General features: G+C 72.3%; 23 protein-coding genes and 1 riboswitch. Of the genes, 6 read left to right on the forward strand and 17 right to left on the reverse strand.

Going from position 1 to position 25,911, the window contains the following annotated elements; translation table 11 throughout:
* Window positions 1-302: 302 nt before the first annotated feature.
* The 6 genes from GVL03_RS08840 to GVL03_RS08865 form a co-directional block, all read right to left on the reverse strand.
* Window positions 303-926, reverse strand: a complete 624-nt coding sequence (locus GVL03_RS08840; RefSeq protein WP_159500630.1) for a response regulator transcription factor — start codon at window positions 924-926, stop codon at window positions 303-305.
* Complete coding sequence (locus GVL03_RS08845) at window positions 923-2,110, reverse strand: sensor histidine kinase (protein ID WP_159500631.1); 1,188 nt, start codon at window positions 2,108-2,110, stop codon at window positions 923-925. The genes GVL03_RS08840 and GVL03_RS08845 overlap by 4 nt, the downstream gene beginning before the upstream one ends.
* The gene (locus GVL03_RS08850) at window positions 2,111-2,965 is read right to left on the reverse strand and encodes an ABC transporter permease (protein WP_159500632.1); all 855 of its coding nucleotides are present in this window, start codon (window positions 2,963-2,965) and stop codon (window positions 2,111-2,113) included.
* Window positions 2,962-3,903: an ABC transporter ATP-binding protein gene (locus tag GVL03_RS08855; RefSeq protein WP_159500633.1), complete on the reverse strand. Its 942-nt coding sequence runs from the start codon at window positions 3,901-3,903 to the stop codon at window positions 2,962-2,964. The genes GVL03_RS08850 and GVL03_RS08855 overlap by 4 nt, the downstream gene beginning before the upstream one ends.
* 216 nt (window positions 3,904-4,119) lie before the next feature.
* Complete coding sequence (rlmN, locus tag GVL03_RS08860) at window positions 4,120-5,406, reverse strand: 23S rRNA (adenine(2503)-C(2))-methyltransferase RlmN (RefSeq protein WP_159500634.1); 1,287 nt, start codon at window positions 5,404-5,406, stop codon at window positions 4,120-4,122.
* Window positions 5,407-5,444: 38 nt separating this feature from the next.
* Window positions 5,445-6,920 (reverse strand): DUF4407 domain-containing protein, encoded by a 1,476-nt coding sequence (locus tag GVL03_RS08865; RefSeq protein ID WP_159500635.1) that lies wholly within the window; start codon window positions 6,918-6,920, stop codon window positions 5,445-5,447.
* 152 nt (window positions 6,921-7,072) lie between these two features.
* Between GVL03_RS08865 and GVL03_RS08870 the strand changes: the two genes are divergently transcribed.
* From GVL03_RS08870 to GVL03_RS08890, 5 genes are all read left to right on the forward strand, one after another.
* The gene (locus tag GVL03_RS08870) at window positions 7,073-7,999 is read left to right on the forward strand and encodes a PRD domain-containing protein (RefSeq protein ID WP_159500636.1); all 927 of its coding nucleotides are present in this window, start codon (window positions 7,073-7,075) and stop codon (window positions 7,997-7,999) included.
* Window positions 8,000-8,182: 183 nt separating this feature from the next.
* Window positions 8,183-10,048 (forward strand): beta-glucoside-specific PTS transporter subunit IIABC, encoded by a 1,866-nt coding sequence (locus GVL03_RS08875; protein WP_159500637.1) that lies wholly within the window; start codon window positions 8,183-8,185, stop codon window positions 10,046-10,048.
* 76 nt (window positions 10,049-10,124) lie between these two features.
* Window positions 10,125-11,546 (forward strand): glycoside hydrolase family 1 protein, encoded by a 1,422-nt coding sequence (locus GVL03_RS08880; RefSeq protein ID WP_200847118.1) that lies wholly within the window; start codon window positions 10,125-10,127, stop codon window positions 11,544-11,546.
* Between the two features lie 75 nt (window positions 11,547-11,621).
* Window positions 11,622-12,461 carry a Cof-type HAD-IIB family hydrolase gene (locus tag GVL03_RS08885; RefSeq protein ID WP_159500638.1) on the forward strand — a complete coding sequence of 280 codons (840 nt, stop codon included), beginning with the start codon at window positions 11,622-11,624 and terminating at the stop codon, window positions 12,459-12,461.
* 187 nt (window positions 12,462-12,648) lie between these two features.
* Window positions 12,649-13,116: a GNAT family N-acetyltransferase gene (locus GVL03_RS08890; RefSeq protein WP_159500639.1), complete on the forward strand. Its 468-nt coding sequence runs from the start codon at window positions 12,649-12,651 to the stop codon at window positions 13,114-13,116.
* A gap of 57 nt (window positions 13,117-13,173) precedes the next feature.
* On the opposite strand, the gene GVL03_RS08895 is transcribed toward GVL03_RS08890, so the two are convergent.
* From GVL03_RS08895 to GVL03_RS08920, 6 genes are all read right to left on the reverse strand, one after another.
* On the reverse strand, window positions 13,174-14,025 hold the full coding sequence (locus tag GVL03_RS08895; protein WP_159500640.1) for an NAD(P)-dependent oxidoreductase: 852 nt from the start codon (window positions 14,023-14,025) through the stop codon (window positions 13,174-13,176).
* Window positions 14,026-14,079: 54 nt separating this feature from the next.
* A complete protein-coding gene (locus tag GVL03_RS08900) occupies window positions 14,080-14,859 on the reverse strand; it encodes an enoyl-CoA hydratase/isomerase family protein (protein WP_159500641.1) in 780 nt (259 codons plus the stop codon).
* A complete protein-coding gene (locus GVL03_RS08905; RefSeq protein ID WP_159500642.1) occupies window positions 14,856-15,620 on the reverse strand; it encodes an SDR family NAD(P)-dependent oxidoreductase in 765 nt (254 codons plus the stop codon). Before GVL03_RS08905 ends, GVL03_RS08900 begins: the two co-directional genes overlap by 4 nt.
* A 214-nt stretch (window positions 15,621-15,834) precedes the next feature.
* Window positions 15,835-16,623 carry an energy-coupling factor transporter transmembrane protein EcfT gene (locus GVL03_RS08910; RefSeq protein ID WP_159500643.1) on the reverse strand — a complete coding sequence of 263 codons (789 nt, stop codon included), beginning with the start codon at window positions 16,621-16,623 and terminating at the stop codon, window positions 15,835-15,837.
* Window positions 16,620-18,071: an ABC transporter ATP-binding protein gene (locus tag GVL03_RS08915; protein ID WP_235038083.1), complete on the reverse strand. Its 1,452-nt coding sequence runs from the start codon at window positions 18,069-18,071 to the stop codon at window positions 16,620-16,622. Before GVL03_RS08915 ends, GVL03_RS08910 begins: the two co-directional genes overlap by 4 nt.
* 307 nt (window positions 18,072-18,378) lie before the next feature.
* Entirely contained in the window at window positions 18,379-19,011 is a 633-nt protein-coding gene (locus tag GVL03_RS08920; RefSeq protein WP_159500644.1) for an ECF transporter S component, read from the reverse strand.
* Window positions 19,004-19,114, reverse strand: a riboswitch (TPP riboswitch). Its footprint overlaps the gene before it by 8 nt.
* A 37-nt stretch (window positions 19,115-19,151) precedes the next feature.
* Between GVL03_RS08920 and GVL03_RS08925 the strand changes: the two genes are divergently transcribed.
* Entirely contained in the window at window positions 19,152-21,050 is a 1,899-nt protein-coding gene (locus tag GVL03_RS08925) for a D-alanyl-D-alanine carboxypeptidase (protein WP_235038084.1), read from the forward strand.
* Between the two features lie 199 nt (window positions 21,051-21,249).
* Here GVL03_RS08925 and GVL03_RS08930 read toward each other — a convergent pair whose 3' ends face one another.
* From GVL03_RS08930 to GVL03_RS08950, 5 genes are all read right to left on the reverse strand, one after another.
* Complete coding sequence (locus GVL03_RS08930; protein ID WP_159500645.1) at window positions 21,250-21,627, reverse strand: PPOX class F420-dependent oxidoreductase; 378 nt, start codon at window positions 21,625-21,627, stop codon at window positions 21,250-21,252.
* A 50-nt stretch (window positions 21,628-21,677) separates the two neighbouring features.
* Window positions 21,678-23,264: an SLC13 family permease gene (locus GVL03_RS08935; RefSeq protein WP_159500646.1), complete on the reverse strand. Its 1,587-nt coding sequence runs from the start codon at window positions 23,262-23,264 to the stop codon at window positions 21,678-21,680.
* Window positions 23,265-23,397: 133 nt separating this feature from the next.
* A complete protein-coding gene (locus GVL03_RS08940; protein WP_159500647.1) occupies window positions 23,398-24,330 on the reverse strand; it encodes a J domain-containing protein in 933 nt (310 codons plus the stop codon).
* A gap of 219 nt (window positions 24,331-24,549) precedes the next feature.
* Window positions 24,550-25,071, reverse strand: a complete 522-nt coding sequence (locus GVL03_RS08945) for a hypothetical protein (RefSeq protein WP_159500648.1) — start codon at window positions 25,069-25,071, stop codon at window positions 24,550-24,552.
* Complete coding sequence (locus GVL03_RS08950; protein WP_159500649.1) at window positions 25,068-25,910, reverse strand: LssY C-terminal domain-containing protein; 843 nt, start codon at window positions 25,908-25,910, stop codon at window positions 25,068-25,070. The genes GVL03_RS08945 and GVL03_RS08950 overlap by 4 nt, the downstream gene beginning before the upstream one ends.
* Between the last annotated feature and the right edge of the window lies 1 nt (window position 25,911).

Below are 25,911 nucleotides of genomic sequence, written 5' to 3' on the forward strand. Positions count from 1 at the left end.
CATCCGTGTCTCACTTATGCAGCCAGAACCCGCCCCACACCTGCACAAGCGAGACACGGATGATGAACAACCGAGACATGCACTCGCACAGCACGGCCCGGCTCCACGCGAACCGGCACAGAACGCCCCGGACGCCACGACACCCCCGGACGCCACGGCCAGCACAGCCAGCACGGCCGCTTCACAGGCCGATCCCCCGCCTCACCGCCGAGCGACCCCCGCTCACAGCAGACCGCCCCCGCCTCACCACAGGCCGCCCCGCTCACCACAGGCCGCCCCGCTCACCGCAAGCCGACCCCGGCTCACAGCAGACCGAGCTCCATCGCCCGGGTCACGGCACGGGTGCGGTCGCGCACGTCGAGCTTCGTGAACGCGTGCAGGAGGTGGGTCTTCACGGTCGCCTCGCCGAGGAAGAGCCGTTCGCCGATCGCGCGGTTGCTGAGCCCCTCGGCCACCAGCCGCAGCACCTCGGTCTCGCGCACCGTGAGCAGCGGCGCGGGAGGGGAGGGCGTCGCGGCCTGCCGGACAAGCACCCGAGCGACGCTCGGCGCCAGCGAGACCTCGCCCGCGGCGACGGCGCGGATGCCGGTGAGCAGCTCCTCCTCGGGCACCGCCTTCAGCAGGTAGCCGCTGGCCCCGGCCCCGATCGCCCGGAGGATCGCGTCATCCGTCTCGTAGGTGGTCAGCACGACGACCCGCACGTCCGGGTGCTCCCGCAGGATGCGCGCCGTCGCCTCGTCGCCGTCCATCTCCGGCATCCGCAGGTCCATCAGCACGACGTCCGGCGCCTCGGACGCGGCGAGCGCCACCGCCTCGGCACCGGTCGCCGCCGTGCCGACCACATCCATGTCGGATGCGTCCGACACCAGCGCGACGAGCCCCGCCCGCACGATCGGGTGGTCGTCGACGATGAGCACCCGGATCATGCGACGCCCCCGCGCGGCACGCGGGCGCGCAGCTCCACCGCGCCTTCGGTGCCGTCGAGCTCGAGCGAGCCGCCCACGAGCCCGAGCCGCGCGCGCAGGCCCGAGAGCCCGTAGCCGTCCGCATCCGCATCGGGGTCGAAGCCGCGGCCGTCGTTGCGGATCCGCAGCACCGCGCCGTCGGCGTCATCGGTCAGGCTCACCGTCACGCGTTCCGCGTCGGCGTGCTTGCGGATGTTGCCGAAGCCCTCCTGCGCGCACCGGAGGAGCACCACCTCGCTCTCGCGGTCGAGCGGCTCGCGCAGCGAGACCTCGACGTCGATCGCGACGCCCGCCTCGCGCCGGAACCGTCCGGCGAGGGTCTCGAGGGCGGAGGCGAGGCCCCCGCCGGCGAGCTCGATCGGCGCGCTCCCGGCGACGAGCACCCGGGTCTCGCTGAGCGCGGTGCGCACGGACTCCTCGACGAGCTCCAGGGCGCCGTCGGCCACGCGCCCGTCGGCGAGCTCGCGACGCGCCCGCTGCACGAGCAGCACGGCGGCCGTCAGCGACTGCGCGAGGGTGTCGTGGAGCTCGCGCGAGAGCCGTTCGCGCTCGGAGGTGACGCCCGCGTCGCGGTGCAGCATCGCCAGCTCGTGCTGCGCCGCGGTGAGCTCGCCCAGGAGGCGGTTGCGCTCGATCCCGTAGACGTAGACGCTGCGGAGCCAGAGCCCCATCGCCAGGCTGAAGCCGAAGGAGATCCCCTGGGTCAGCAGCGCGGTCATCAGCCACCCCGGCTCGTCACCGGTGCTGATCGCGAAGCCGCCGAAGACCGCGGCCGCCAGCGCGAACGCCGCCGGGATCGCGACGCGCGGCGCGGGCAGCACGGTCCACACGAGCGGGAACGCCCAGAACTGGAAGACCGCGTTGCTCGGCACGAGCGCGGTGAGCGCGGCCGCCGCCGCGATCGTCGCGGCGGCGAGGATCCAGGCGTCCGACGACCCGCCCGTCGCCTTCCGCCCCATCAGGAGGAAGAGGATCGCGTAGGCCGCCGAGATCGCGAGCGTCAGCCCGACCGGCAGCCACGGTCCGCCTTCTCCCCGGACCGCGTTCGCCGCCGCGATCGCGCAGAACGTCAGGACAGCCGCGAGCGAGACCCCCCACCATCTCCCGCTCGCGGCCGCCGGCTCGGTGTCCGTCGGTCGCGTCACTCAGCCATCCTTGCGGATCCAGCGGAATGTCACACGGGCGAGGACGAGTCCGAAGACCAGCCAGATGCCGGTCACGAGGAGGGTGAGGCCGTGCTCCCAGGTGCCGCTGGGCGTCATCGCCGCGAAGGAGTCCGGCAGGAACACCGACTGCATCCCCTGCACCAGCCAGCGCAGCGGAAAGACGCCCGCGACGGTCTGCAGCCACCCCGGCAGCGCCGAGAACGGGATGAAGACCCCCGAGATGAACTGCAGCACCAGCACGATCGGGAGGACGACCGCCGTGGCGCTGCGCCCCGACCGCGGCAGCGAGCTCAGCCCGATGCCGAGGATCGCGCACGTCGTGACGCCGGCGAGGAACACCCAGCCGAACGTCAGCCACTTCTCGGGCTCGGCGGGAAGCGCGACCCCGAACGCGAGCGCGGCGACGACGAGCAGCAGCGCCGCCTGCAGCAGGCCCGTGACCAGCACCATCCCGAGCTTGCCGATGAAGTACGCGACCGGTCCGAGCGGCGTGCCGCCGAGCCGCTTCAACGTGCCGTCGCTGCGCTCCGTCGCGATGTCGACCGCCAGGTTCTGCACCCCCGACAGGAGGAGGCCGGCGGCCAGCATGCCCGGCAGATAGTACGCGGCGGCGCCGATCTCGTCGCCGGGCGAGCCGAAGGTCTGCGCACTGAACGCGACGGAGAAGATCAGCAGGAACACGAGCGGGAACAGGAACGTGAAGAACACGGAGTCGCCCTGGCGGAAGTATCCGCGCACCTCGTAGCCGATGCGGGCGAAGCCGAGACGGAGCGTGTGCCCGATCCCGAACGAGGCGGCGGATGCGGCGGCGCGCGGCGCGGCGGCGGTGGTCATGCGGTGACTCCCGGAACGGAGGGGGCGGATGCGGCGCCCACGGCGGATGCGGCGCCCACGGTCGATGCCGGGACGGAGCGGACGGCGTCCTTCTCCTCGGCCGCGAGGAACGAGAGGTAGATGTCCTCGAGGCTGGGGCGCACGACCTCCAGGTGCTCGGGTTCGGCGTCTGCGGCGGAGACCAGGCGGGCGACGAAGTCGCCCGGACGGTCGGTGCGCTCCTCGCGGACGACGCCGTCCTCGCGCCAGCGCACGATCGGCACGCGCGCGTCGGCCCCGCCGATCTCGTCGATGGGGCCGAGGGCGGCGAGCCGCCCGGCCACGACGATCGCAGCGCGGTCGGAGAGCGCGGACGCCTCGTCGAGGTAGTGGGTGGTGAGGATGATCGTGGTGCCCTCGGACTGCAGCCCGCGGATGAGATCCCAGAACTGCCGCCGCGCCTCGGGGTCGAAACCGGTAGTGGGCTCGTCGAGGAACAGCAGGTCGGGGCTGCCGATGATGCCGAGGGCGACGTCGACGCGGCGGCGCTGGCCGCCGGAGAGCTTGCGCACGCCCGTCTTCGCCTTGGCGGTGAGCCCGACGGCCTCGATGACCTCGTCCACGTTCCGCGGGTTCGGGTAGAACCCGGCGAAGTGCGCGAGCATCTCCCGCACCGTCGCGACGGGCGCCTCCCCCGTGTTCTGCAGGACGATGCCGAGCCGGGACTTCCACTCGAGCCCCCCGTGGTGCGGATCCACGCCGAGCACGTCGGCCGTGCCGCCGGTGCGGTTGCGGTACCCCTCGAGGATCTCGATCGTCGTGCTCTTGCCGGCGCCGTTCGGGCCGAGCAGCGCGAACGTCTCGCCGCGACGGATCTCGAAGCTCACGCCGCGGAGCGCCTCGAACCCGCCGTGATAGGTCTTTCGCAGGTCCTCGACCCGCACGACTGCATCCGTCATGCTCCGATCCTGTCGCCGGCGCCCTGCCCCGCGCGACCGCCGTACAGTGGTTCCGCCATCCCCCGTTCGGTGGATGCGCGCCCCGCGTCCGCGTGCGGCGCGCGAGGGGAGGACGGGCGTCAGCGGCGGCGGGCGAAGGCGACGCGAACCACGACCGTGATGATCGCGTACCCGACGAGCGCCGGCATCCGTCCCCCTCCGGTGCGCGCAGGCGCCTCAGCTGTGTCGGTCCGCCCCGACACGGGTGTCGGCGGCGTCCGCCTCGTCCTCGGCGGTCGCGACCAGCTGCCCGCAGGCGCCATCGATCTCCTTGCCGCGGGTGTCACGGAGGGTGGTCGGGATGCCGGCGTCGTTCAGGCGACGCACGAACTCCCGCTGCACCGACACCTCGGACGAGGTCCAGATCGACCCGGGGGTCGGGTTCAGCGGGATGGGGTTCACATGCACCCATCCGCGGCCGCGCGCGTTGAGCTTCTCGGCGAGCAGGTCCGCGCGCCAGCCGTGGTCGTTCATGTCCTTGATGAGCGCGTACTCGATCGACACGCGGCGCCCGGTCTTCTCGAAGTAGTCGCGGGCGGCGTCGAGCGCCTCGTCGACCTTCCACCGCGAGTTCACCGGGATGAGCTCGTCGCGGAGGTGGTCGTCGGGGGCGTGCAACGACAGCGCGAACGTCACCGGGACGCCCTCGTTCGCGAGCTTCGTGATGGCGGGCACCAGCCCGACGGTCGAGACCGTGATGCCGCGGGCGCTCATGCCGAGCCCGTGCTTCTTGTCGACCATCACCCGTACCGCCTGCATCACGCGGGCGTAGTTCGCCAGCGGCTCCCCCATCCCCATGAACACGATGTTCGTGACCCGCTCGCCATCGTGCTCGGCGGGGCCGAGCCCGCCCTCGCGGATGACCCTGTTCGCACGCACGATCTGCTCGACGATCTCGGCCGCCGACATGTTGCGGGTGAGCCCCGCCTGTCCCGTGGCGCAGAACGGGCAGTTCATGCCGCATCCGGCCTGCGACGAGACGCACAGCGTGATGCGGCCCGGGTAGCGCATGAGAACCGACTCGACGAGGGCGCCGTCGTGCAGCTTCCAGAGGAACTTGATCGTGTCGCCGCGGTCAGTCTTGAGGGTGCGCACCTCGGTGAGCAGGGGCGGCAGCATCCCCGCCACGAGCTCCTCGCGCCCGGATGCGGGAAGGTCCGTCATCTGCGCGGGATCGGAGGTGTAGTGCGTGAAGTAGTGGGTCTCGAGCTGAGCGGCGCGGAAGCCGGGGAGCCCGAGCTCCTTCGTCTTCTCGACGCGCTGCTCGGGGGTGAGGTCGGCCAGGTGCACGGGGGGCTTGCCGCGCTTGGGGCTCGCGAACTGCAGCGCGGGTCGCCCCTCGGCGTCCTTCTTCTGCGACCAGCCCTCCGCCCGAGGGCGCACCTGGCGGATCTCGGTGGCCGCGGGCGCTGTGCGCGGGCTCACCTGGCGGGGCTGGGCGGCGCGCACGGGCTGGTCGGTCATGCCTTCCAGAGTACGGGAGCCGGGCTGGGAGGAAGCGGTCAGGCGGAGCCCTCGGTGGTCACGATCGCCGCGCGCTCCCGCCAGGTGCGAGCCGTCACCCGATCGAGCGCGACCTGGCGGCGAAGCGCCTCGGCCTTCTCGTAGAGCGACGGATCGCCGAAGCTGGTGAGCACCTTCACGAGCACGGGCAGCAGCTCGATCATGAAGAACAGCGCCGCGATCAGCCAGTGCGCCCACGCGAGGGTGGGCTCGCGCTGCGACAGCCGTTCGAGCGCGCTGATCTGGCTGAGCAGCCCCACCGCCTGGGCGTTGCCGCCGGCCACCGACGCGACGCGCTCGTTGTAGGCGGCCAGCGCCGCCTCGTACTGGGTGCGCGCGGCGGGCAGCTGGTCCTCGGCCAGCTGCTTGTTCTGCTCCGCGGAGATCGCGGCGGCGTCCGTGCCCGCCGAGTTGGCGGCGGTGAGCGCCGCCTGCGCCTCCTGCAACTGGGTCGCGAGGGCGTCGTAGGCGGCCTGGGCCTGCGTCAGCTGCGCCTGGGCGGCGTCGGAGCTGGTACCCGATCCCTGCACACCGGTGCACCCCTCGACCGTGCCGGCCCCCTCGCCGGTCAGCTCGCACTGGTAGAGCGCGCGCGCCTGGTCGATGACGGCCTGCTGGTCGGCGAGCTGAGTCGTCAGCTGGTCGACCGTCTGCTGCGCGGCGACGGACGCGGCCGAGGTCGACGAGGTGCCCGCCACGATGCCCGTGGAGGCCTGGTTCTCCAGCTCGCTCACCCGCGCGGCGGCCTCGTCGAGCGCCTGCTTCTCCGGGCCGCTGGTCACCGCATCCTGATCGGACTGCGCCTGCACGACATTGGTCGAGGTGACCTCGCGCGCGATGTCGTTCTGGAATATCTGGAGCACGAGCGGCTCGGCCACGACGATCCCGATCAGCGCCGCCATGATGACGCGGGGAACCGCCAGGCCCAGCAGCTTCCAGAGGTTCCGCGTCGAGCGCATGGTCGAGGTGAGGAAGCGGTCGAGGTTGAAGATGATCAGCGCCCACACGATCGCGAGCGGCACGGCCAGCCACACCGCGATGCGCACACCGGTCATGAGGGCGAAGAGCATCGACAGCGCCGAGACGAGGGCCGTCCCCGCGAGCACGAAGAACATCTGCACGAACCGCGGCGTCTCCCCCGGCACGTCGTCGAGCACGCCGCCGTCGGCACCCCCGAGGACGGCGAGCCTGCGCGACACCGGGACGCGTCGGCGAGGGAGGGCGTTTCGTCGCCTCCCGCGCCCCGGGGCGGCGACGTCGGAACCGCCCGCGTCGGACGCGGGGGCCTCGACCGGCTCGCCGGGCACGGCCGGGGCGGTGGGCGGGGACGGCTCGGCCGGCTCCGGGACCCCACCCTCCTGATGCGACGTCTCGCGCAGGTCGCTCAGGTACTGCGGAGACTCCTCGCCCGACGCGGTGAACTCGATTCGGCCGTCGGAGCCGAAGCGGCCGGGGCGGTGGGCGGAGAAGGACATCCGGCCAGGGTACGAGCGCCCGCCTATGCGCCAGGTGGATGCGCCGTCCCGGCCTCCGCGAGAAACCACATGCGTCCCGAGACATCACGTTGCACGTGGTGTGCGGCGGCGGATCTGGTTTCTCGCGGGGATCCACCTCGTAGACTTCCGGCATGGTCGCCGATCGCCCGAGCGCAGATCCCGGCCATGTCGTGGTGCACAAGGTGCTGAACAACAACGTCGTGATCACGATCGACGAGCAGGGGCGCGAACGCGTGCTCATGGGACGCGGCCTCGGGTTCCAGCTGAAGCCCGACGACCCGATCGAGCCGGAGAAGGTCGAGAAGACCTTCGTGCTCCGGGACGGCGCGGACGGCGAGCGCGAGCGGCAGATGCTCACCGACATCCCCTACCCCGTCATCGAGGCGGTCGGCCGCGCGGTCGACGACGCCGAGCGGATGCTGGGACGCGCGCTCGGGAGGCGCCTGGCGGTGCCGGTCATCGACCACATCCACTTCGTGCTCGAACGCCTCGACGAGGGCGTGCGCGTCCCGGCGACGAACATGCCGGAGCTACGGGTGCTGCATCCGCACGAGTTCGCCGCGGCGGAGCACATGGCGGCGTCCATCGGCGCGTCGCTCGATCGCGAGCTGCCGCCCGAGGAGGCGGTGTTCCTCACGATGCACCTGCTCAACGCGACGCGCGACGAGCCCAACGGCACCGCCGCGCTGCTCTTCCGCCGGGTGCAGCACGTCGCCGCGACCGTAGAGTCCGGCCTCGGGGTCACCCTCGACACGAGCAGCCCCGACTACGCCCGCTTCGTCCTGCACGTGCAGTTCCTCCTCCAACGCCTCGTCTCCAAGTCGATGCTGCGCAGCGCCGACACGTCGTTCTTCGAGTTCGCCAGGCACAGCTACCCGCGCTCCTACGGGATCGCGGAACGGGTCAAGGCCTACGTGAGCGCGGCGACGGGGTCGGATCTGACCGACGAGGAGCTGCTGTACCTGATCGTCCACGTGGAACGTCTGGCCACGCAGCTCGCGGCGCCGTCGCCCGACGACGCGGGCCATGGCGAAGAGGCTCCGGAGGTGCTACCGTAACGTCCGCAGGGCGAGGCAGCTCTGCGGACGCGACGGATTGTTACTGCGGCAGCAGGCAAAACCTGAACTCACATCGCCGATGAGGCGATGAACGAGTTCAGGTTTTTTTGTTGCCCGGTAACGGCCCGTCCGGCGTCCTGAACCCGAGTGCCGCACCGCAGCGGCGGAAAGTGAGAGTCCGCGATGGACTACTCGAAGACAGCGGCCGGCGTCCTCAAAGGCGTCGGCGGCGAGGAGAACGTGCAGTCCCTCGTGCACTGCGCCACCCGGCTGCGCTTCGTCCTGAAGGACGAGGGCAAGGCGGACGCCGCCGCCATCAAGGCCACACCCGGGGTGATCACGACCGCTCAGGCGGGAGGCCAGTACCAGGTCGTCATCGGCAACGAGGTGCCCGAGGTCTTCGCCGAGATCGGCAAGATCTCGAAGCTGGGGGCGGGCGCCGGGGGCTCCGACCCCAGGGCGGCAGACGACGCTCCGAAGAGCAACCTCTTCAACCGGTTCATCTCGATGATCTCGGGCATCTTCAGCCCGCTCCTGTGGGCGCTGGCCGGCACCGGCCTGCTCAAGGCGTTCCTGATGGCGGCCGCCACGTTCGGCTGGATCGACACCGAGACCACGACCTACGTCATCCTGTACGCGCTGTCGGACGCGTTCATCTATTTCATCCCGATCGCCCTCGCCATCACGGCCGCGAAGTACTTCGACGCCAACCAGTTCACCTCGCTCGCGGTCGCCGCCGCTCTGGTCTACCCCGGCATCGTCGGACTCAACGGCGCCGAGGACGTCACGTTCTTCGGCATCCCGGTCGTGATGGTCAGCTACGTCTCCAGCGTCATCCCGATCATCATCGCGGTGTGGCTGCAGAGTCACGCCGAGCGCTTCCTCTATGCGAAGCTGCACTCCTCGGTCCGGCGGTTCGTGACCCCGATGGTCATCGTGCTAGTCCTGGTCCCGCTGGTCCTGCTGGTCATCGGCCCGATCTCGACATGGATCAGCTCGGGGCTCGCCTCCGGGATCAACTGGATCTTCACGACCGTGCCGTGGCTCGGCGGGGCGATCATGGGCGGCCTCTGGCAGGTGTTCGTGATCTTCGGCCTGCACTGGGGCTTCGTCCCGATCTTCACGCTCGAGTACCAGACGAGCGGTTTCATCCTGCTCATCGCCCCGCTGTTCGCCGCCGTGCTCGCCCAGGCCGCCGCCGTCGCGGGCGTCTGGGTGCGCACACGCAACAAGACGCTCAAGTCGCTCGCCGCTCCCGCGACGCTCTCCGGCTTCCTGGCCGGCATCACCGAACCGGCGATCTACGGTGTCACCCTGCCCCTGAAGCGCCCGTTCGCCTTCGGCATCGTCGGCGGCGTGCTCGGCGGCGCGATCATCTCCGCCGGCGGCGTCGCGTCCAACAACCCCGGCGCGCTGCCTTCGCTGCTGTCGCTTCCCTCCCTCATCGGTCACGGGAACATCATCATGATGATCATCGGCGTCGCGGTGGCCATCATCGTGTCGTTCCTGCTGACCGTCATCGTCGGCTTCAAGGACCCGGTAGAGGATGAGGCGGCCGCCGTCGAGACCGGCGACGTGCAGCTTCTCAGTCCGCTCGACGGCACCGCGGTCCCGCTCTCGCAGGTCGCCGACGCCGCCTTCGCCGACGGCTCGCTCGGCCAGGGCGTCGCGATCGTGCCCAAGGGCGACACCCTCTTCGCCCCCTTCGACGGCGTCGTGGCGGCCGTGTTCCCGACCGGCCACGCGATCGGGCTGCGTCACGCATCCGGCGCGGAGGTGCTCATCCATCTCGGGCTCAACACCGTGAAGCTGGCCGGAGAGCACTTCGAGATCAAGGTCGCACAGGGCCAGACCGTCTCCGCCGGCGACGTGCTGGTGACGTTCGACCGCGCGGCGATCGAACAGGCCGGCTACGACCTGACCACACCGGTGATCGTGACCAGCTCCGACCTGTACCCGACCGCGGGGAACATCGCGAGCGGTCCGATCGCACACGGCGACCAGCTGTTCCTGGCGATCGAGGCCGCGACGGCCGTCACCGCCAAGTGACGCGCGGCGGGGCCGCGGCCGCGACGGCCGCGCCCCCGCGTGAGTTCCGCACCGATAAAGACGAGAGAAGAGAGACATGACAATTCCGACGACGCCGTTCCCCGAGGGCTTCCTGTGGGGCGGAGCAACGGCGGCGAACCAGGTCGAAGGAGCCTACGCCGAGGGCGGCAAGGGGCTCTCCGTGCAGGATGTGATGCCCCGCGGCCTCGTCGGCGCGCGCACCGAGAAGCCGACTCCCGACAACCTCAAGCTCGAGGCCATCGACTTCTACCACCGCTACGCCGAGGACATCGCCCTGTTCGCGCAGATGGGCTTCTCGGTCTATCGCTTCTCGATCGCGTGGAGCCGCATCTTCCCGAACGGCGACGATGCGGAGCCCAACGAGGAGGGCCTCGCATTCTACGACCGCGTGCTCGACGAGCTGGAGAGGCACGGCATCGAGCCGCTCGTCACGATCTCGCACTACGAGACCCCGCTGCACCTGGCAGAGACCTACGACGGCTGGGTCAGCCGCGAGCTGATCGGCTTCTACGAGCGGTACGCGCGCACGCTGTTCGAACGCTACGGCGCCCGGGTGAAGTACTGGCTCACCTTCAACGAGATCAACTCGCTCGTGCACGCCCCGTTCATGAGCGGCGGCATCGGCACGCCGAAAGAGCAGCTGAACGAGGGCGACCTCTACCAGGCGATGCACCACGAGCTGGTCGCGAGCGCCCGGGCCACCAGGATCGCGCGGGAGGTCGCCCCGGGGGCACAGATCGGCTGCATGGTGCTCTCCATGCCGATGTATCCGCTCTCTCCCTCCCCCGCCGACGCGCTGGCGGTCCTGGCAGCGGACCACGCGAACCTCGTCTACGGCGATGTGCACACGCGCGGGGAGTACCCCGGCTACTTCCTGCGCACACTGCGCGAGAAGGGCATCGAGCTCGACATCACCGACGAGGACCGCGAGGATCTGACCCACACGGTCGACTTCGTCTCGTTCAGCTACTACATGAGCGCCGCCGAGACCGCCGACCCCGAGCTTCGGGCCGCCGGCGAGGGGAACATCATGGGAGGCGTGCCCAACCCCACCCTCGAAGCGAGTGAGTGGGGCTGGCAGATCGACCCGACGGGCCTGCGCATCGTGCTGAACCAGTTCTGGGACCGCTGGCAGAAGCCGCTGTTCATCGTCGAGAACGGTCTGGGCGCGAAGGACGAGCTGGTCGAGGTCGACGGACGCAAGACCGTCATCGACGACTACCGCATCCGGTACCTCAACGACCACCTCGTGCAGGTGGGCGAGGCCGTCGAGGACGGCGTCGAGGTGCTCGGCTACACCTCGTGGGGCTGCATCGACATCGTCAGCGCGAGCACGGCACAGCTCAGCAAGCGATACGGTTTCATCTACGTCGACCGGAACGACGACGGCTCGGGCTCGCTCGCGCGCTACCCGAAGAAGTCGTTCGACTGGTACGCCGAGGTCATCCGCACCAACGGAGCGAGCCTGACGCGCTGACGACGTCCCCCTGTCAACGATCCGGTCGTCTCCGGGCGGTCCGCCGCCCCGGAGACGACCCGTCTGGAGTTCTGCGTGACATCCCCCCGTATCGCCTTCCTCGACGTCGACGGCACACTGATCGATCACTCCCAGCGTCTGGCTCCCTCGGCCGTCGAGGCCGTGCAGGGTGCCCGCGCGGCGGGGCACCTGGTCTACCTGTGCACGGGACGCTCCCGCCGGGAGGTCCCCGCGACGGTCGCCGGCATCGGATTCGACGGGGTCGTGTCCGCCGGGGGCGGGTTCGCCGAGATCGGCGACCATCTGTTGGCCGCGCACACCATGCCCGCCGGGGCTCTCGCGGAGCTCGTGCGGTTCTTCGACGCCGAGGACGTCGAGTACAACCTGCAGGCGTACGACGACGTCTACCCGAGTGTCGGGCTGCTCGAGCGGGTGCGTCCGATGTTCGAGGGCGACGTGCTGCGCGCACGGGACGCCGCCGCATCCGCCGACATGAAGCGGCTCGAACAGCGCATGGCGTACCGCGGGCCCGCTCCGGCCGACGGCATCGCGAAGGCGACGTTCTTCGGCACGCACCAGAGCACGTTCGCCCGCGTGCGCGCCGGCCTCGGCGAGCGCTTCACCGTGATCACCGGCACCATCCCCTACCTCGGCGAGGCGGGGGGCGAGGTGAGCCTGCCCGGCGTCAACAAGGGAGCCGCGATCGCCGAGGTCGTCGCGCACCTGGGTCTTCGCCTCGACGACGCGATCGGCATCGGCGACAGCTACAACGACCTCGAGATGCTGCAGGTCTGCGGCGTCGGCATCGCGATGGGCAACGCCGACGACACCGTCAAGTCGTACGCGGACGAGGTCACCACGAGCGTGCTCGACGATGGCGTGTGGAACGCCTTCCGCACACACGGCCTGATCTGAGGCAGGGGCCCGCGGGGACGGTCGGAGTCGGGATCGAGCCGGAGTCACGGCCCGCCACACGCGCGCAACTCCTTCGATTCGCACGGTCCGAGCGCATCCGCGCCCGAAACGCGCCGTTCCGGCGGAGTCGTGCACGGCCGGCCGTCAAGCCCGGCGCTTCGGGCGCGGCGGCGGCTAGCGTGGCGGTGTGAGTGACGTCCGCATCCGCCCCATCGGTCCCGACGACGCCGGCGAGGTGCTGACGCTGCAGCGCGCGGCGTTCGTGCAGGAGGCGCAGGTCTACGGCTCGGCCGACATGCCCGCCCTCACCCAGACGCTCGAGGCCGTCGTGGCCGAGCTGGCCGAGAACGACGGATGCGTCGCCCACATCGGCGCGCGCATGGTCGGTGCCGTGCGCGCCCGGCACGACGGCGCCCTCCTGCTGATCGGCCGCATCGCCATCGCCCCCGACGTGCAGGGCGAGGGCGTGGGGAGTGCTCTGCTGGCCGCGGTCGAGCAGCGCGGACGCGGCCTCGGATGCACCGAGGCCGAGCTGTTCACCGGATCGCTCAGCGAGGCGAACCTGCGCCTCTACGAACGCGAGGGCTACGCCGAGACGCAGCGGGTCGCGACCGGCGACGGCATCGACGAGGTGTACCTGCGCAAGCAGCTGTGACTCCGCGCGGGTCGGGAGGTCGTGGCCCGCAGTGCCGCGCCCCGGCCAGCGCCACCGTCAGTCGAGGAAGATGTCGGGGAAGAGCGCGGCGTCGGGCGTCCCCGGCACCGCCGCGTAGCCGCTGAAGTCGGTCACGCCGGCCTGCTCGAGCACGTCCTCCACCACGAGCGTCTGCCCGGTGTGCTCCCGCGCCGGCCGCCGCAGCACCTCGTACGCCGCGTCGGCGTAGATCTCGGGCGTGCGGCTGGCGCGCATCATCCGCTCGCCGCCGAGCGAGAACCGCACGGCGGCCGTCGCGATCGTGGTGCGCGGCCAGAGCGTGTTCGCGGCGATGCCGTCAGCGGCGAGCTCGGCCGCCAGGCCCAGGGTCACGATCGTCATGCCGTACTTCGCGAGCGTGTAGCCGGTGTGCGCGCCCAGCCACCTCGGCGACAGGTTGAGCGGCGGCGAGAGCGAGAGGATGTGGGGGTTCGCCGCATCCTTCAGCGCCGGCACCGCGGAGCGCGAGAGCAGGAACGTGCCCCGCACGTTGACGTCCTGCATGAGGTCGTACTTCTTGGTCGCGAGCTCGGTCGAGCGCGACAGGTCGATGACCGACGCGTTGTTGACGACGATGTCGATGCCGCCGAACTCGCCCCGGGTCTTCAGCACGGCCTCGGCGATGTCGTCGTCGCCTCGCACATCGCCGACGATCGGCAGCGCCCGCCCGCCCGCCGCCTCGATCGCGGCCGCGGCGGTGTGCACGGTGCCCTCGAGCTTCGGATGCGGCGAGTCGGTCTTCGCGAGCAGCGCGATGTTCGCGCCGTCCCGGGCCGCGCGCAGGGCGATCGCGAGCCCGATGCCGCGGCTGCCGCCGGACATCAGGATGGTCTTGCCGGCGAGGGTGTTCTCCGTGCCGTCTTCACTCATGGTGGCTCCGTTCGCTCGCACGTTCCGCTCGGGGATTCGGGACATGGACGACCGTCACGCCGGCCGGCCGGGTCTGCGGGCGGATGCGGCGGCGAACGCCGCGACCCGCGCCCGGGAGTCGGGGGTGTCGAACGCGGCACCGATCGTGCGCGCCTCCTCGTCCAGGTTCGCGACGAACGGGCGACCGGCGCCGGTGCGGACGAGCCGCTTGGCCTGCCCGAACGCGCCGGCCGCGTTCTCGAGCCAGAACCGGGCGATCTCGTCGGCGCGCGCGGCCGGGTCGGATGCCACCTCGGCGATCAGGCCCCAGTCCAGGGCCTCGGCGGCGGTCAGCGTGCGGTCCTGCAGCAGCAGCTGCAGCGCACGGCGCTGCCCGATCGCGGCCGGCAGCAGCGTCGAGACGCCGAGGTCGGGGGTCAGCCCGATGTCCGCATAGCGGCTGACGAACTTCGCGCCCTCCGCCGCCACGACGTAGTCGGCGGTGAGCATGAGCCCGAGCCCGCCGCCGGCGACCGCGCCCTGGACCGCGGCGACGATCGGCTTGTCGGACTCCACGAACGCGCGGATGCCCTCGTGGATGACGTGTGCCGCATCCGTCACGGCCGAGCCGCCCGCCCCCGAGGTCGCCATCGCGATGACGTCGCCGCCGGCGCAGAACGCGGGGCCCTCGGCGTCGAGGATCACGGCCCCGACCGTGGGGTCGCCGGTCACCTGACGGGCGACGTCGCGCCAGCGCTCGCCCATCGCGAAGTCCATCGCGTTCAGGCGCTCGGGCCGGTGGAAGGTGACGCGGGCGAGACCGTCTTCGACGCGCAGCAGGATCGAGTCGCTCATCGCGGCGCCATCCGGATCGCGCCGTCGAGGCGGATCGTCTCGCCGTTGAGGTACCCGTTGCGCACGATCTCGAGCACGAGCGACGCGTACTCGTCGGGTCTGCCGAGGCGCGGCGGATACGGGACCTGCTCGCCGAGGGAGTCCTGCGCGGCCTGCGGCAGCCCCTTCAGCATCGGCGTCTCCATGATGCCGGGCGCGATCGTCGAGACCCGGATGCCGTACCGCGCCAGCTCGCGGGCGATCGGCAGCGTCATCGCGTGGACAGCGCCCTTCGACGCCGCGTAGGCGGGCTGGCCGATCTGTCCGTCGAACGCGGCGACCGATGCGGTGTTCACGATGACGCCGCGGTCGCCGCTGGCCGGATCGGGATCGGATGCGGCGATGACCGCGGCCGCCTGCCCGATGACGTTGTAGGTGCCGACGAGGTTGATGCGCACGAGCCTCTCGAAGTCGGCGACCGGCGTGGGCCTGCCCTCCCGGTCCAGCACCTTCGCGGGCGGAGCGATGCCCGCGCAGCTCACGACCACCCGCAGGGGCCCCGCGACCGCGGCCTGCGCGACGGCGGCGGCGACCTGCGCGGGGTCGGTCACGTCGGCGGGTGCGAACGAGCCGCCGAGCTCGGCCGCGCGGTCCGCGCCGGACGACGTGGGGAGGTCGAGGATCGTGACCACGGCACCGGCATCCGCGAGGCGTCGCGCGGTGGCGAGGCCGAGTCCGCTCGCCCCGCCGGTGACCAGGGCGGAGGCACCAGAGATGTCCATGCGTTCTCCTTCGAATGACGGCATCGGGTGCCAGCCTACGCGACACTCGGTTTCAACCCGACCTGTCTCCAGGCTACCCGGACGTCGTCGCCCGCCGCGAGGGCGGGTCGGGGCACTCCGTGGGGTGGCGAAAGCCCGGTCGCGCCCCCTTCGTCTCGACGCTCCGCTCCTCGCTCAGGGACCGAGGGCGGGACGCTCTCGGGCGGACCTCGTATCAGGAGGGGCCGAGGATGAAGTTCCACGATCCGGTGAGAACCGACGCCGCGACGGCGATCCCGGCGATACCGGCACCGATCAGCAGCAGCCCCCGCTCACGCCCGCCGAAGCGGGAGTCGCGCGCCCACGTGCGGCGCGCCGACGCCCCGAACCCGCGCGCCTCCATCGCGGTGGCCAGCTTCGTCCCCCGGCGGATCGAGAGCACGAGCAGGGCGAACGCCATCCCGAGGAAGCGCCGGATGCGGCCGCGGTCGGCGACCCCGCGCGCACGGCGGGCGAGCTCGAGCGCCCGCCAGTCGTCGAGGAAGAGTCCCACCATCCGCAGGCCCGCGAGGGCGCCCATCACGAAGCGGGCGGGAAGCCTCAGGATCTGCCCGAGCCCGTCGGCGAGGTCGGTCGGATCGACCGTGACGAACATCACGACCGAGGGGAGGGCGATCGCGAGCACGCGGAAGAACGTCGCCGCCGCGAGCTCGAGCGACCCCTCGCTCACCCGGATCACGAACCACTCGAAGAGCATCCCGCCGCTCGCCTGCCCGTAGAGCGCGATCGTCACGGCCGTCAGCGGGGCCGCCAGCCACACCGGCCACGTGCGCACCCAGAACTCGCGCCATCCGAGGCCCACGAACGGCATCAGCAGCAGCTCCAGCACGAGCGCGGTCGCCGCCGAGACGACGTCGAGCGTGAGCACGAGCGGCACGGCGATGAGCGCGGACGCGGCGAGCTTCGCGACCGGGTTGATCCGGGCGAACGCGCCCTCGCGCGCGCGCCCGTCGAACAGCGTCACGCCCGCTCCCCCAGCGAGAAGCGGCGGGCGTGGAGAGCGCGCACGACCTCCTCGTCGTGGGTGATGGCCACGAGCGCCGACCCCTCGTCGCGCAGGCGGGCGAACAGCGCGACCAGCTCGGTCCAGGTGCGGGCGTCCTGCCCGAACGTGGGCTCGTCGAGCACGAGCACCCGCGGGCGCGTGGCGAGGGCGGCGGCGACCGTGACCCGGCGCTTCTCGCCGCCCGAGAGCGTGTAGGGGTTCGCGTCGGCCAGCGCATCGAGCCGGAGCCGCGCGAGCAGCTCGTCGACGCGGACGGTGCGCTCCGCATCCGGGAGCCCGAGCGCACGCGGTCCGACCTCCAGCTCGCCGCGCACGGTCGTCGCCAGCAGCTGGTGCTCGGGCTCCTGGAACACGGTCCCGATGCGGGTGAGCAGCTCGCGCGAGCGCCAGTCGATCGGATGCGGCCCCGCGCCCTCCGCGAGCACGTCCGCGGCGCGGATCTCACCGCCCGTGACCGGCAGGAGCCCGGCCACCGTCAGCCCGAGAGTGGACTTGCCCGCGCCGTTGGGAGCGGTGATCGCGGTCGCCGATCCCGCGGGGATCTCCAGGTCGATGCCGCTCGCGACGGCGACGCCCTTCACCCGGCCGACCGACAGGTCGGTCGCCGACAGCAGCGACGGCCCCGGCGACGCGAGCGGCGGCGGCGGATGCCGCGGCGGCCGGCCGGGAACCCACGCCCCGAGTCGCGCGAGCTCCTCGCCGCGCGCGGCGAACACGGCATCCGGGGGTCCGTCGGCGACGACCCCGCCCTCGCCGAGCACGATCACCCGGGTCACGACGTCGAGCCACACGTCGATGCGATGCTCGACCACGACGAACGTCGCACCCGTGTCGTCGAGCACGCGGCGCACCGCGTCGCGCACATCGAGGACCCCCGCGGGGTCGAGGTTGGCCGTCGGCTCGTCGAGCAGCACGACGCCCGGACGCATCGCGAGCACCCCGGCGAGCGCAAGCCGCTGCTTCTGCCCGCCGGAGAGCGCCTTCGTCTGCCGCTCCAGCGGCACCCGCAGATCGACGGCCGCGAGGGCATCGCGCACCCGCGACCAGATCTCGTCGCGGGGCACGCCGAGGTTCTCGCACCCGAACGCGACGTCGTCGCCCACCCGGGCGAGGATCACCTGCGCGTCGGGGTCCTGCAGCACGAGGCCGGCGCGCCCGCGCGCGGCCGCCGCATCCACGCCGTCGACGAGCAGGCGCCCGTCGCTCTCGCCCTCGTCGGCGCCGCCGAGCACGCCCGCGATGCCCGAGAGCAGCGTGGACTTGCCCGCGCCGGACGCCCCGAGCAGCAGGACCCGCTCACCGGGGTCGATGCGGAAGGCCGCCCCCCGCACCGCCCACCGGTGACGCGACGCGTGACGCCAGCCCCAGTCGCGCGCCTCGACGGACGCCGGATGCAGCTGCGCCACGCGTCAGCTTCTCAGGGCCCCCGCGGGGCCCTCCGTGAGATGGCGGAAGCCCGATCGCCGCCCTTCGTCTCGGAGCCGTGCTCCTCGCTCAGGAACCGCGAGCGCAGCGAGACGCGTGGAACGAGCACCGCGACCCTCCGTCTCGGAGCGTCGCTCCTCGCTCAGGGACCGAAGAGCGGAGGCTTCCGGGTCAGCTTCTCCGTGCCCCCGCGGGCCCCTCCGTGAGGTGAGGAGAGTGCCGTTCGCCTGTCGCTTCCGATCGCCGAGACCGGCGGAAAGCGACATGCGAAGGGCGGGGACCTTCGCATCAGACACGCCCGCGCGCCTCCCGCCCGATGGCGAAGCGGTCGAGCGCACCGGTGGCGGCGAGCCCGCGCGCCAGCAGCCACGACAGGATCCCGGCGAGCACCACGCCCGAGACGACCGTGCTGATGAGGTACACGACCACGAAGAGCGTGTCGGCCCCGGCGAACCAGAGCACGAGGTTGTTGATGCCGCCGGCGAGAGCCGCGCCCGCGCCCGCGAGGGCGGCGACCGGCAGCGTGAAGCGACGGTAGAAGAAGAGGAGGAAGATCAGCTCGGCGCCCAGACCCTGCACGAATCCGGCCTCGAGCGTGAGAAACCCGCCCCACTGGTTGCCGACGAGCGCCGACACGACGGCGGCCAGCACCTCGGTGTAGATCGCGGCGCCGGGCTTGCGGATGATGAGCGCCCCGAGCACGCCGGCGAACAGCCACGGGCCGTCGAGCAGGCCCTGCAGACCCGGCAGCAGCGGATCCAGGAGCGCCTTGGGTCCCAGGTATCCGATGTTCCAGAGCAGGAAGATCAGGCCGCTCGCGACGCCGATCACGCTGGCGACGACGATGTCGACGACCCGCCAGCGCAGGCTCACCCGGGTTCGAGCGGGGGTGGATGTGGATGTGGACGTGGACGTGTGCATCGAGACTCCTTCCTGCGCCGGCATGATCCGGATCAGGTTCGACGGTCGAAGCGTGGATTCGCTTCCTCTCAGCCCGGCACACCGGACTCCCGTGGTTGACGGTGCCGAGTATAGACCCCCGGGCGCGCTACCGTAGGCGGGTGACTGTGCAAGGCCCGCCACCGCCCACGCGGCGCGCGCTGCGCCGGGCCGCCGCGGAGGCCCCGCCCACCGCGGGCTCAGACGCCTCCGCCGATCCGCGCGACGACGACCCGGCCGCGACGCCCGTGCGCATCGCGGCGGCCGCGCGGGAGGACGACGACGCGACGGCCGATCCGAGGGCGGACGCGGCGCCGGGCCCCGGGACGGATGCGGCGCCGGATGCGGGTGCGGACGCATTCGCCGGGGCGGGCGCACTCCCCGAGGCGGACGCGGCCACCGGGTCGGACACGGGCCCGGACGACGGGTCGCCGTCGGCGGAGGACGCCGCGCCCGAGCCGCCTGACGAGGCCTCCCGCGATGCCGCGCACGTCCCGGAGGCCGCGGAGCCCGACCCCACCGAGTCCGCGCCCGCGGAGTCCCCGGCCGGCGTCGGGATCGCCGCGCCCACGTCGACGGGCGAGGCCGCGGCGCTCGCCCCCGAGACCGCAGCGGTCGAGCCCGGGGCACCGTCGTCGGAGGCACGGTCGTCGGCGGCGTCCGTCCCCGTCGTCGTGCCTCCGGCATCCCCCGCTCTGTCGTGGGTGGACGAGCGCGCCGTCGCAGGCGGCAGTCGGCCCGTGCGGGAGATCGAGGCGGCCGCCCCCGCGTTCGTCCCGGTCACGGCGGACCTCCTCGCGCGCGCCCCGCGGCGCACGCCGCTGCGTCCGGGTGTGCTGGTGCCGATCGGGGTCATCCTCGCGGTCGTCGTCGCGTACTGCGCGACCACCCTGCTGTGGCCGCTGCACGCGGTCGCGCCGACCGTCACGCAGATCGCGGTCGAGCCGGTCGCCGCGCCCGCCGCCGTGGGGGCGTGGCCGGCCGAGGGCAGCGCGGCCGTATCGGTCGCCGAGGTCTCGACGCCGATCGCCTCGTCCGCGGACGCACTCTCGATCGCCAGCATCACCAAGGTCGTCACGGCGCTTCTCGTGCTCGACGAGATGCCCCTGGCACTCGGAGAGCAGGGGCGAGAGTACCGGTTCTCCTCGAGCGACGGCACCGCCTACTGGCAGTACCTCAGCCGGGGCGAGTCCGCGCTCGACGTGCCGGTGGGCGGCTCGCTCACCGAGTACCAGCTGCTGCAGGGCATGCTGATCGGCTCGGCGAACAACTACGCCGACCGGCTCGCCAGCACGATCTGGCCCACCGACGAGGTCTTCGCCCGGGCGGCGAACGACTGGCTCGCCCAGCACGGCGTGCCGGGCATCACGATCGCGGACCCCACCGGCATCGACGCGGGCAACATCGCCTCGCCCGAGGCGCTCCTCCTGCTGGCCGAACGCGCGCTCGCAGACCCGGTGATCGCGGAGATCGTCCGCACCCCGGCGGTCGAGCTGCCGGGCGCGGGCATCGTCGAGAACTCGAATCCCCTGCTCGCCGATCCCGGCGTCGTCGGCATCAAGACGGGCACGCTCGACGCGTACAACCTGCTCGCCGCGAAGGACGTCACGGTCGGCGACACGACCGTGCGCGTCTACGCCGCGACGCTCGGACAGCCCGACTCCGAGACCCGCGCCGCCGCGACCCGCGCCCTGTTCGCACAGGTCGAGCAGGAGTTGCAGCTGCGACCGTCCGTCGTGTCGGGCACGGTCGCCGGCCAGGTCGAGACGCAGTGGGGCGAGCCCGTGCCGATCATCGCGGCAGCGGACGCGGAGGTGCTGCTCTGGAACGGCGCCGTCGCCTCGCTGACCTCGACGTTCGATCTCGGCGACCACCGCGACGGGGGCGACGTGGTCGGGTCGCTGGCGGCGACCGGCCCGCGTGATACGGCGACGGTCGACCTCGTGCTCGCCGGCGACGTGGACGAGCCGAGCCCGCTCTGGCGCCTGACCCATCCCCTGCAGCTCTTCGGCCTGGTCTGACCCCGTCTGTGCGCGACCGGTCCGGGACCGCGAGACTGCACCGGAGCGCCGAGACAGCGGGGTTCACCCGCTGTCTCGGCGCCAGCGTGCAGTCTCGCGGGTCTCCGTCATCGGGCGGCGCGGGCGGAACGCGGGCCCGGCGCGGCGGCGGCGCGCGGGCGGAACACGGGCCCGGGGCGGGGGTGCGAGCGGCGCGGGCTCAGGCGCGGAAGGCGGGCGAGCCGAGCACTCGCTCGACCTCGATCTCGAGCACGACGCGCTCGGGATTGACGCTCGGGGCGCGGTAACGGGCGGTGTAGAGCTCGACCGCGAGGGCGACCGCATCCGGGTCCTCGACGATGCGCGCCGGGCCCTCGAAACTGATCCAGCGTCCGCCGTCGACCGTGTTGACGCTCGCGCGGCCGGTGCGCTCGACGTTGCGGAACTTCTGCGAGCCGCGGGTGCCGATCACCCGCACCACCCCGTCGCGGTAGGTGATCCCGACCGGCACCGAGTGGATGCGATCGTCCCGACCCGTCGTCGACAGCGTCGCCAGGTGGTACTCGGACAGGAACTCGCGCGCGGCATCGGTGATCACCCCTCCAGCCTGCCATCCCGCTCCCCCGGGAACGAAGCCGGTGCCCGCCCTCAGAACGGCCAGACGAGCGGCACGTAGAGCACCGCGACCGCGAGGTAGACCACCACGAGCGGCAGCCCGAGACGCCAGTAGTCGCCGAAGCGGTAGCCGCCCGGCTGCATCACCATGAGGTTCACGGGCGTCGCGATCGGGGTGAGGAACGCCGCCGCGCCGGCGATCGTGAGGGCCATCATGAACGGCTGGATGCTGACACCCAGCGACGCCGCGACCGACACCGCGATCGGCGCCACCACGAGCACGGTCGCCACGTTCGAGATGAACTGACCGAGCACGAGCGTGACCGTGCAGATGACCAGCAGCGCGATGTGCGGCGAGGCGGTGCCGGTGATCCCCAGCACGCCGTCGGCGACGACGTCCGCCGCCCCCGTCGAGACGAACGCGCTCGAGAGAGGGATCATCCCGGCGATCAGCACGACGGTGGTCCAGCCGATCGACCGGTAGACCTGCGGCCCCGTGAGCACGCGGCTCACCACGAGCGCCCCGGCCGCGAGCAGCCCCGCGACGGCCGGCGGCACGAGCCCGGTCGCGAGCAGCACCACCATGAGGCCGAGGATCACGAGCGCGCGCTTCGCCCCGCGCCCCAGCGGCACCGCTCGGCGCAGCACCTGCGGCGAGGTGACGGCGATCACATCGGGCGAGCGGACGTAGCGCTCCAGCGCCGGCCACGGCCCCTGCACGAGCACGGCGTCGCCCGCGCGGAGCACGGTCATCGCACCGGCACGCGCCGCATCCGGCTCTCCGTCCTCGCCACGACGGATGCCGAGGATGACGAGGCTCTCGGTCTGGGTCGTCATGCCGGCGCAGACCTCCTGCCCGATGAGCGTCGACCGCGGGGCGACCAGCACCTCGGCGACCCCCTGCTCCGCCGTGATGAGCGCGTCGGTATCGAGCGAGACGTCGTAGTCGCGCCGGAACGCCCGCGCCGTCGCACGCATGTCGGGGGCGGCGTCGCCGAGCTGGGACGGCGTGCGATCGGGCAGCAGGCGAGGGCCGAGCACCGCCACGATCAGCACCGTCAGGGCGACGAGCGGCACCCCCGCCAACGCGAACTCGAAGAACCCGAAGGCGCGGCCGCCGGCGGCCGCCGCGGCGTCCGAGACGACGGGGTTCACCGGGGTGCCGGCAAGAGTGAGCAGCGACCCGGCGCTCGCCGCGAACGCCAGCGGGATCAGAAGGCGCGACGGCACGAGATGCGCGCGCACCGCGATCACCACGACGACCGGCAGGAGCGCGGCGACGGCGCCGTTGATGCTGATGAACGCCGCGAGCACGGCCACGCACACCGCCACGATCGCGATGAGACGGCTCGGTCGCGTGCCCGCGAGGGGCACGATGCGCTGGGCGAGCCACGCCGTGACGCCGGTCGCGTCGAGCGACTCGGCGACCACGAAGAGCGTCGCGATGAACACCACGGTGGGGTCGGCGAAACCGGCGAGCGCCTCGGGCAGGGTCAGCACGCCCGTCGCCCACAGCGCCAGCGCGACCCCGATCGCCACGATCCCGAGCGGAACACGGCCGGACAGGAACGCGACGATCGCGAGGCCGAGGATGATGAAGGTCGCGGTGATCGGATCCACGCGGCCACGCTACCCCGGGCGCCGAAGCGTGCGCCGCGAGACAGCACATCCCCCGCGGGACACCGCGCATCCCGGGGTCTCCCGCTCCGGAAGCGGTTTCTCGCGGGCGCTCGCCGCCGCTCGCCGCCGCGACTCAGACGAAGTGGACCGTCTGGTCGAGCCGCGTCCGGATGTCGAACACCTCGTTGCCGCCGACGTCGCGCGCTCCGGTGACGCCGCGGCGCAGCACCGTGGCGAGCGCCGAGCGCCCCGCCACGACGACGGGGACCCCGCGCACCTTGCCGAGCTCGGTGATCTGCTGCACCACGTCGTCGTCGGGAAGCACCACGATCGCGCCGCTGAAGCGCACGCCGGCCGCGCGCGCGACCGTCCGCATCCGCCCCAGCAGATCGCTCACGGGCGCACCCGAGACGGCCGGTCCGACGATCTCGCCCCGGCGGAGGCCGACCGGGCCGCCGAAGTCCTCGGACAGCACGCCGTACAGACCGCTCGGGCCGAGCACGATGTGGTCGAGCTTGTCGTCGGGCCCGCCCCCGCGCCCCGCGGCCGCGACGTCGTGCCACACGCTGAACCCCACGCCGAGGTCCGCGACCGTGCGGGCGGTCGCCTCCTCGGCGAGCGCGTCCGCGAGGAGACGCCGGATCTCCCGCGGAGCCGAGCGGACCAGCTGCGGGTCGTACGGATCCTCGATCGGGGTGCCCCGTCCCACCCACTCGCGCATGAGATCGAGGTAGCGTTCGCGGCGCCATCCGCCGGGATGCCCGGCCGACCGCGCGCGCGGCCGGGTGTCGGCCCGCGCGCGCGGGGCGCTCCATCCGGCGGAGATGTCGTCGTCCGGCGCATCCGGCACGGAACCGCGAGTCCGGTCGTAGGCCGCGCGGGCCTCGGGACTGCCGACGAGCTCCCACGCGCGCTGCACCTGCACGAACGACGCGGCGTCGCCGCCCGCGTCGGGATGGGTCTGGCGCAGGCGCACGCGGAACGCCTTCCGCAGCTCGTCGTCGCTCACGTCCGGCGCGACTCCGAGCACCTCGTACGCCGACGCGGACAACGGACTGTCGAACACGCCGCCTCCTTCACGCGCCCCAGGGCGCCCTCCAGGCTATCCCGCGCAGCCTATGCGCCGGCTCGGGGCGCTCGGGCGCGGGCGCCGCGCAGAGAGACCCACCGGTCGTCGGATCGGTGGGGCCGATGTGCGCTCACGTGGCCGATGATGCGCCACGCGGCGAATTTGTCCGACGACTCGCGACGGATCCCCTCAGCGGCGGGCGGGGCGTCGTGCCCCTCAGCGGCGCTCGAACCGACGCGCGTAGGCGGCGGCGCTGCGGCTCGAGAGTGCCAGGAGCACGAGGATGTCGAACGACAGGGTGAGCAGGGTGGTGGAGACGTGGATCTCCTGCCCCTGCGCCCACCACGCCGCGAACGACGACGCGATCGAGATCGTGGAGAGGACCATCACGATCACGCGCGGCCAGTTGCGCCCGAGCAGGATGAACACCGCCAGCACCAGATCGGCCAGCAGCATGGCACCGACGACGAGCCACAGGACGCCAAGCCCCCAGGATCGCTCGTCCTCGCTGAGGTCGAGCCCGCCGATCGCGAGGTCGAACTCGCCCGAGACGCGCTTCCAGTCGAACGTGACGGCCATCATCCACACGATGCCCGCGACCACGCGCAGCATCACGAGCACGCCCCCGGCGACCGTCGTCATCGGACGCCTCATGCCGGGGTCGCCGGCGACCGGGCGCGCCAGCCGCGCCGGCGACTCGAACGCGGCGCGCTTCCGCGGGCGAGATCCGGCGCTCACGCGCTCACTCCCCGGACGTCGATGATGGGCAGGTCGCCGTCGGTGCGGATGGTGTCCCCTCCGCCGTTGCGGGCGTGGTAGCCGGTGGAGAAGTCCGCGATGACGTCTACGACGATGCGCGGGTCGGCCGCGGTGACGGTCGCGACGATGTGGTCGCGCTCGATGTCGGTGTCGGCATCGATGCGGTGGGTGATCTGCAGCGTGAACAGCGACAGCCCGACCGCGGTGTCGAACGTGCCCGCTGCGAGCCACTCGACGCGGCGTCCGCCGGGCAGCAGCCAGTCGTCGGGGCACCGCCAGAACCGCACGTGGTGCCGCTGGGCGGGGTTTCCGTCGACCTCCTGCTGGTAGGCGAAGTCCTGCATCCGCCCGAACAGGAAGAGCGGGCTGACCGGCGCCTCGTCGTAGCTGCGGCGGCTGAGGGTCGAGGTCACGATGCGCCACGAGGTCGAGAACGTGACCGGGTCGGCCTTCGTCCACCCCGCGGCGCGCATGACCGCCTCGATCTGATCGCCCGAGCCCATCAGGGCGAGGTTGACCGGGTCGCCGAGCAGCCCGTCGCTCGTGCGGGTGCGTCCGATGAAGTAGTCCGGCACGTACACGGTGGTGAGGATGCGGTGGAGTCGCGGCAGGACCAGATAGGCCAGCAGCAGCCAGAACAGGATGGCGAACGGAAGGCCCCACCATCCGACGCGGAACGTCTCGGTGAAGCTGAGGTACGCGAGCCACACGGCCGCGAGGCCGGCGAACACGAAGAAGAACCAGTCGAGGGCGATGCCGAGCGAGTAGGCGCGGCGGCGACGAGGCGGCGCCGGCGTTCCGGTGTGGGCCTTCGGCATC

Source organism: Microbacterium sp. 18062, from assembly GCF_902706225.1.
In the GTDB taxonomy this organism is placed as follows: Bacteria; Actinomycetota; Actinomycetes; order Actinomycetales; family Microbacteriaceae; genus Microbacterium.

Coding starts and splice junctions, on each gene's coding strand:
- rlmN (WP_159500634.1), bottom strand. CDS start 5,406: ATGACCGACCAGCCCGTGCGCGCCGCCCAGCCCCGCCAGGTGAGCCCG.
- GVL03_RS08865 (WP_159500635.1), bottom strand. CDS start 6,920: ATGTCCTTCTCCGCCCACCGCCCCGGCCGCTTCGGCTCCGACGGCCGA.
- GVL03_RS08850 (WP_159500632.1), bottom strand. CDS start 2,965: ATGACCACCGCCGCCGCGCCGCGCGCCGCCGCATCCGCCGCCTCGTTC.
- GVL03_RS08840 (WP_159500630.1), bottom strand. CDS start 926: ATGATCCGGGTGCTCATCGTCGACGACCACCCGATCGTGCGGGCGGGG.
- GVL03_RS08855 (WP_159500633.1), bottom strand. CDS start 3,903: ATGACGGATGCAGTCGTGCGGGTCGAGGACCTGCGAAAGACCTATCAC.
- GVL03_RS08880 (WP_200847118.1), top strand. CDS start 10,125: ATGACAATTCCGACGACGCCGTTCCCCGAGGGCTTCCTGTGGGGCGGA.
- GVL03_RS08895 (WP_159500640.1), bottom strand. CDS start 14,025: ATGAGTGAAGACGGCACGGAGAACACCCTCGCCGGCAAGACCATCCTG.
- GVL03_RS08950 (WP_159500649.1), bottom strand. CDS start 25,910: ATGCCGAAGGCCCACACCGGAACGCCGGCGCCGCCTCGTCGCCGCCGC.
- GVL03_RS08900 (WP_159500641.1), bottom strand. CDS start 14,859: ATGAGCGACTCGATCCTGCTGCGCGTCGAAGACGGTCTCGCCCGCGTC.
- GVL03_RS08870 (WP_159500636.1), top strand. CDS start 7,073: ATGGTCGCCGATCGCCCGAGCGCAGATCCCGGCCATGTCGTGGTGCAC.
- GVL03_RS08905 (WP_159500642.1), bottom strand. CDS start 15,620: ATGGACATCTCTGGTGCCTCCGCCCTGGTCACCGGCGGGGCGAGCGGA.
- GVL03_RS08920 (WP_159500644.1), bottom strand. CDS start 19,011: ATGCACACGTCCACGTCCACATCCACATCCACCCCCGCTCGAACCCGG.
- GVL03_RS08875 (WP_159500637.1), top strand. CDS start 8,183: ATGGACTACTCGAAGACAGCGGCCGGCGTCCTCAAAGGCGTCGGCGGC.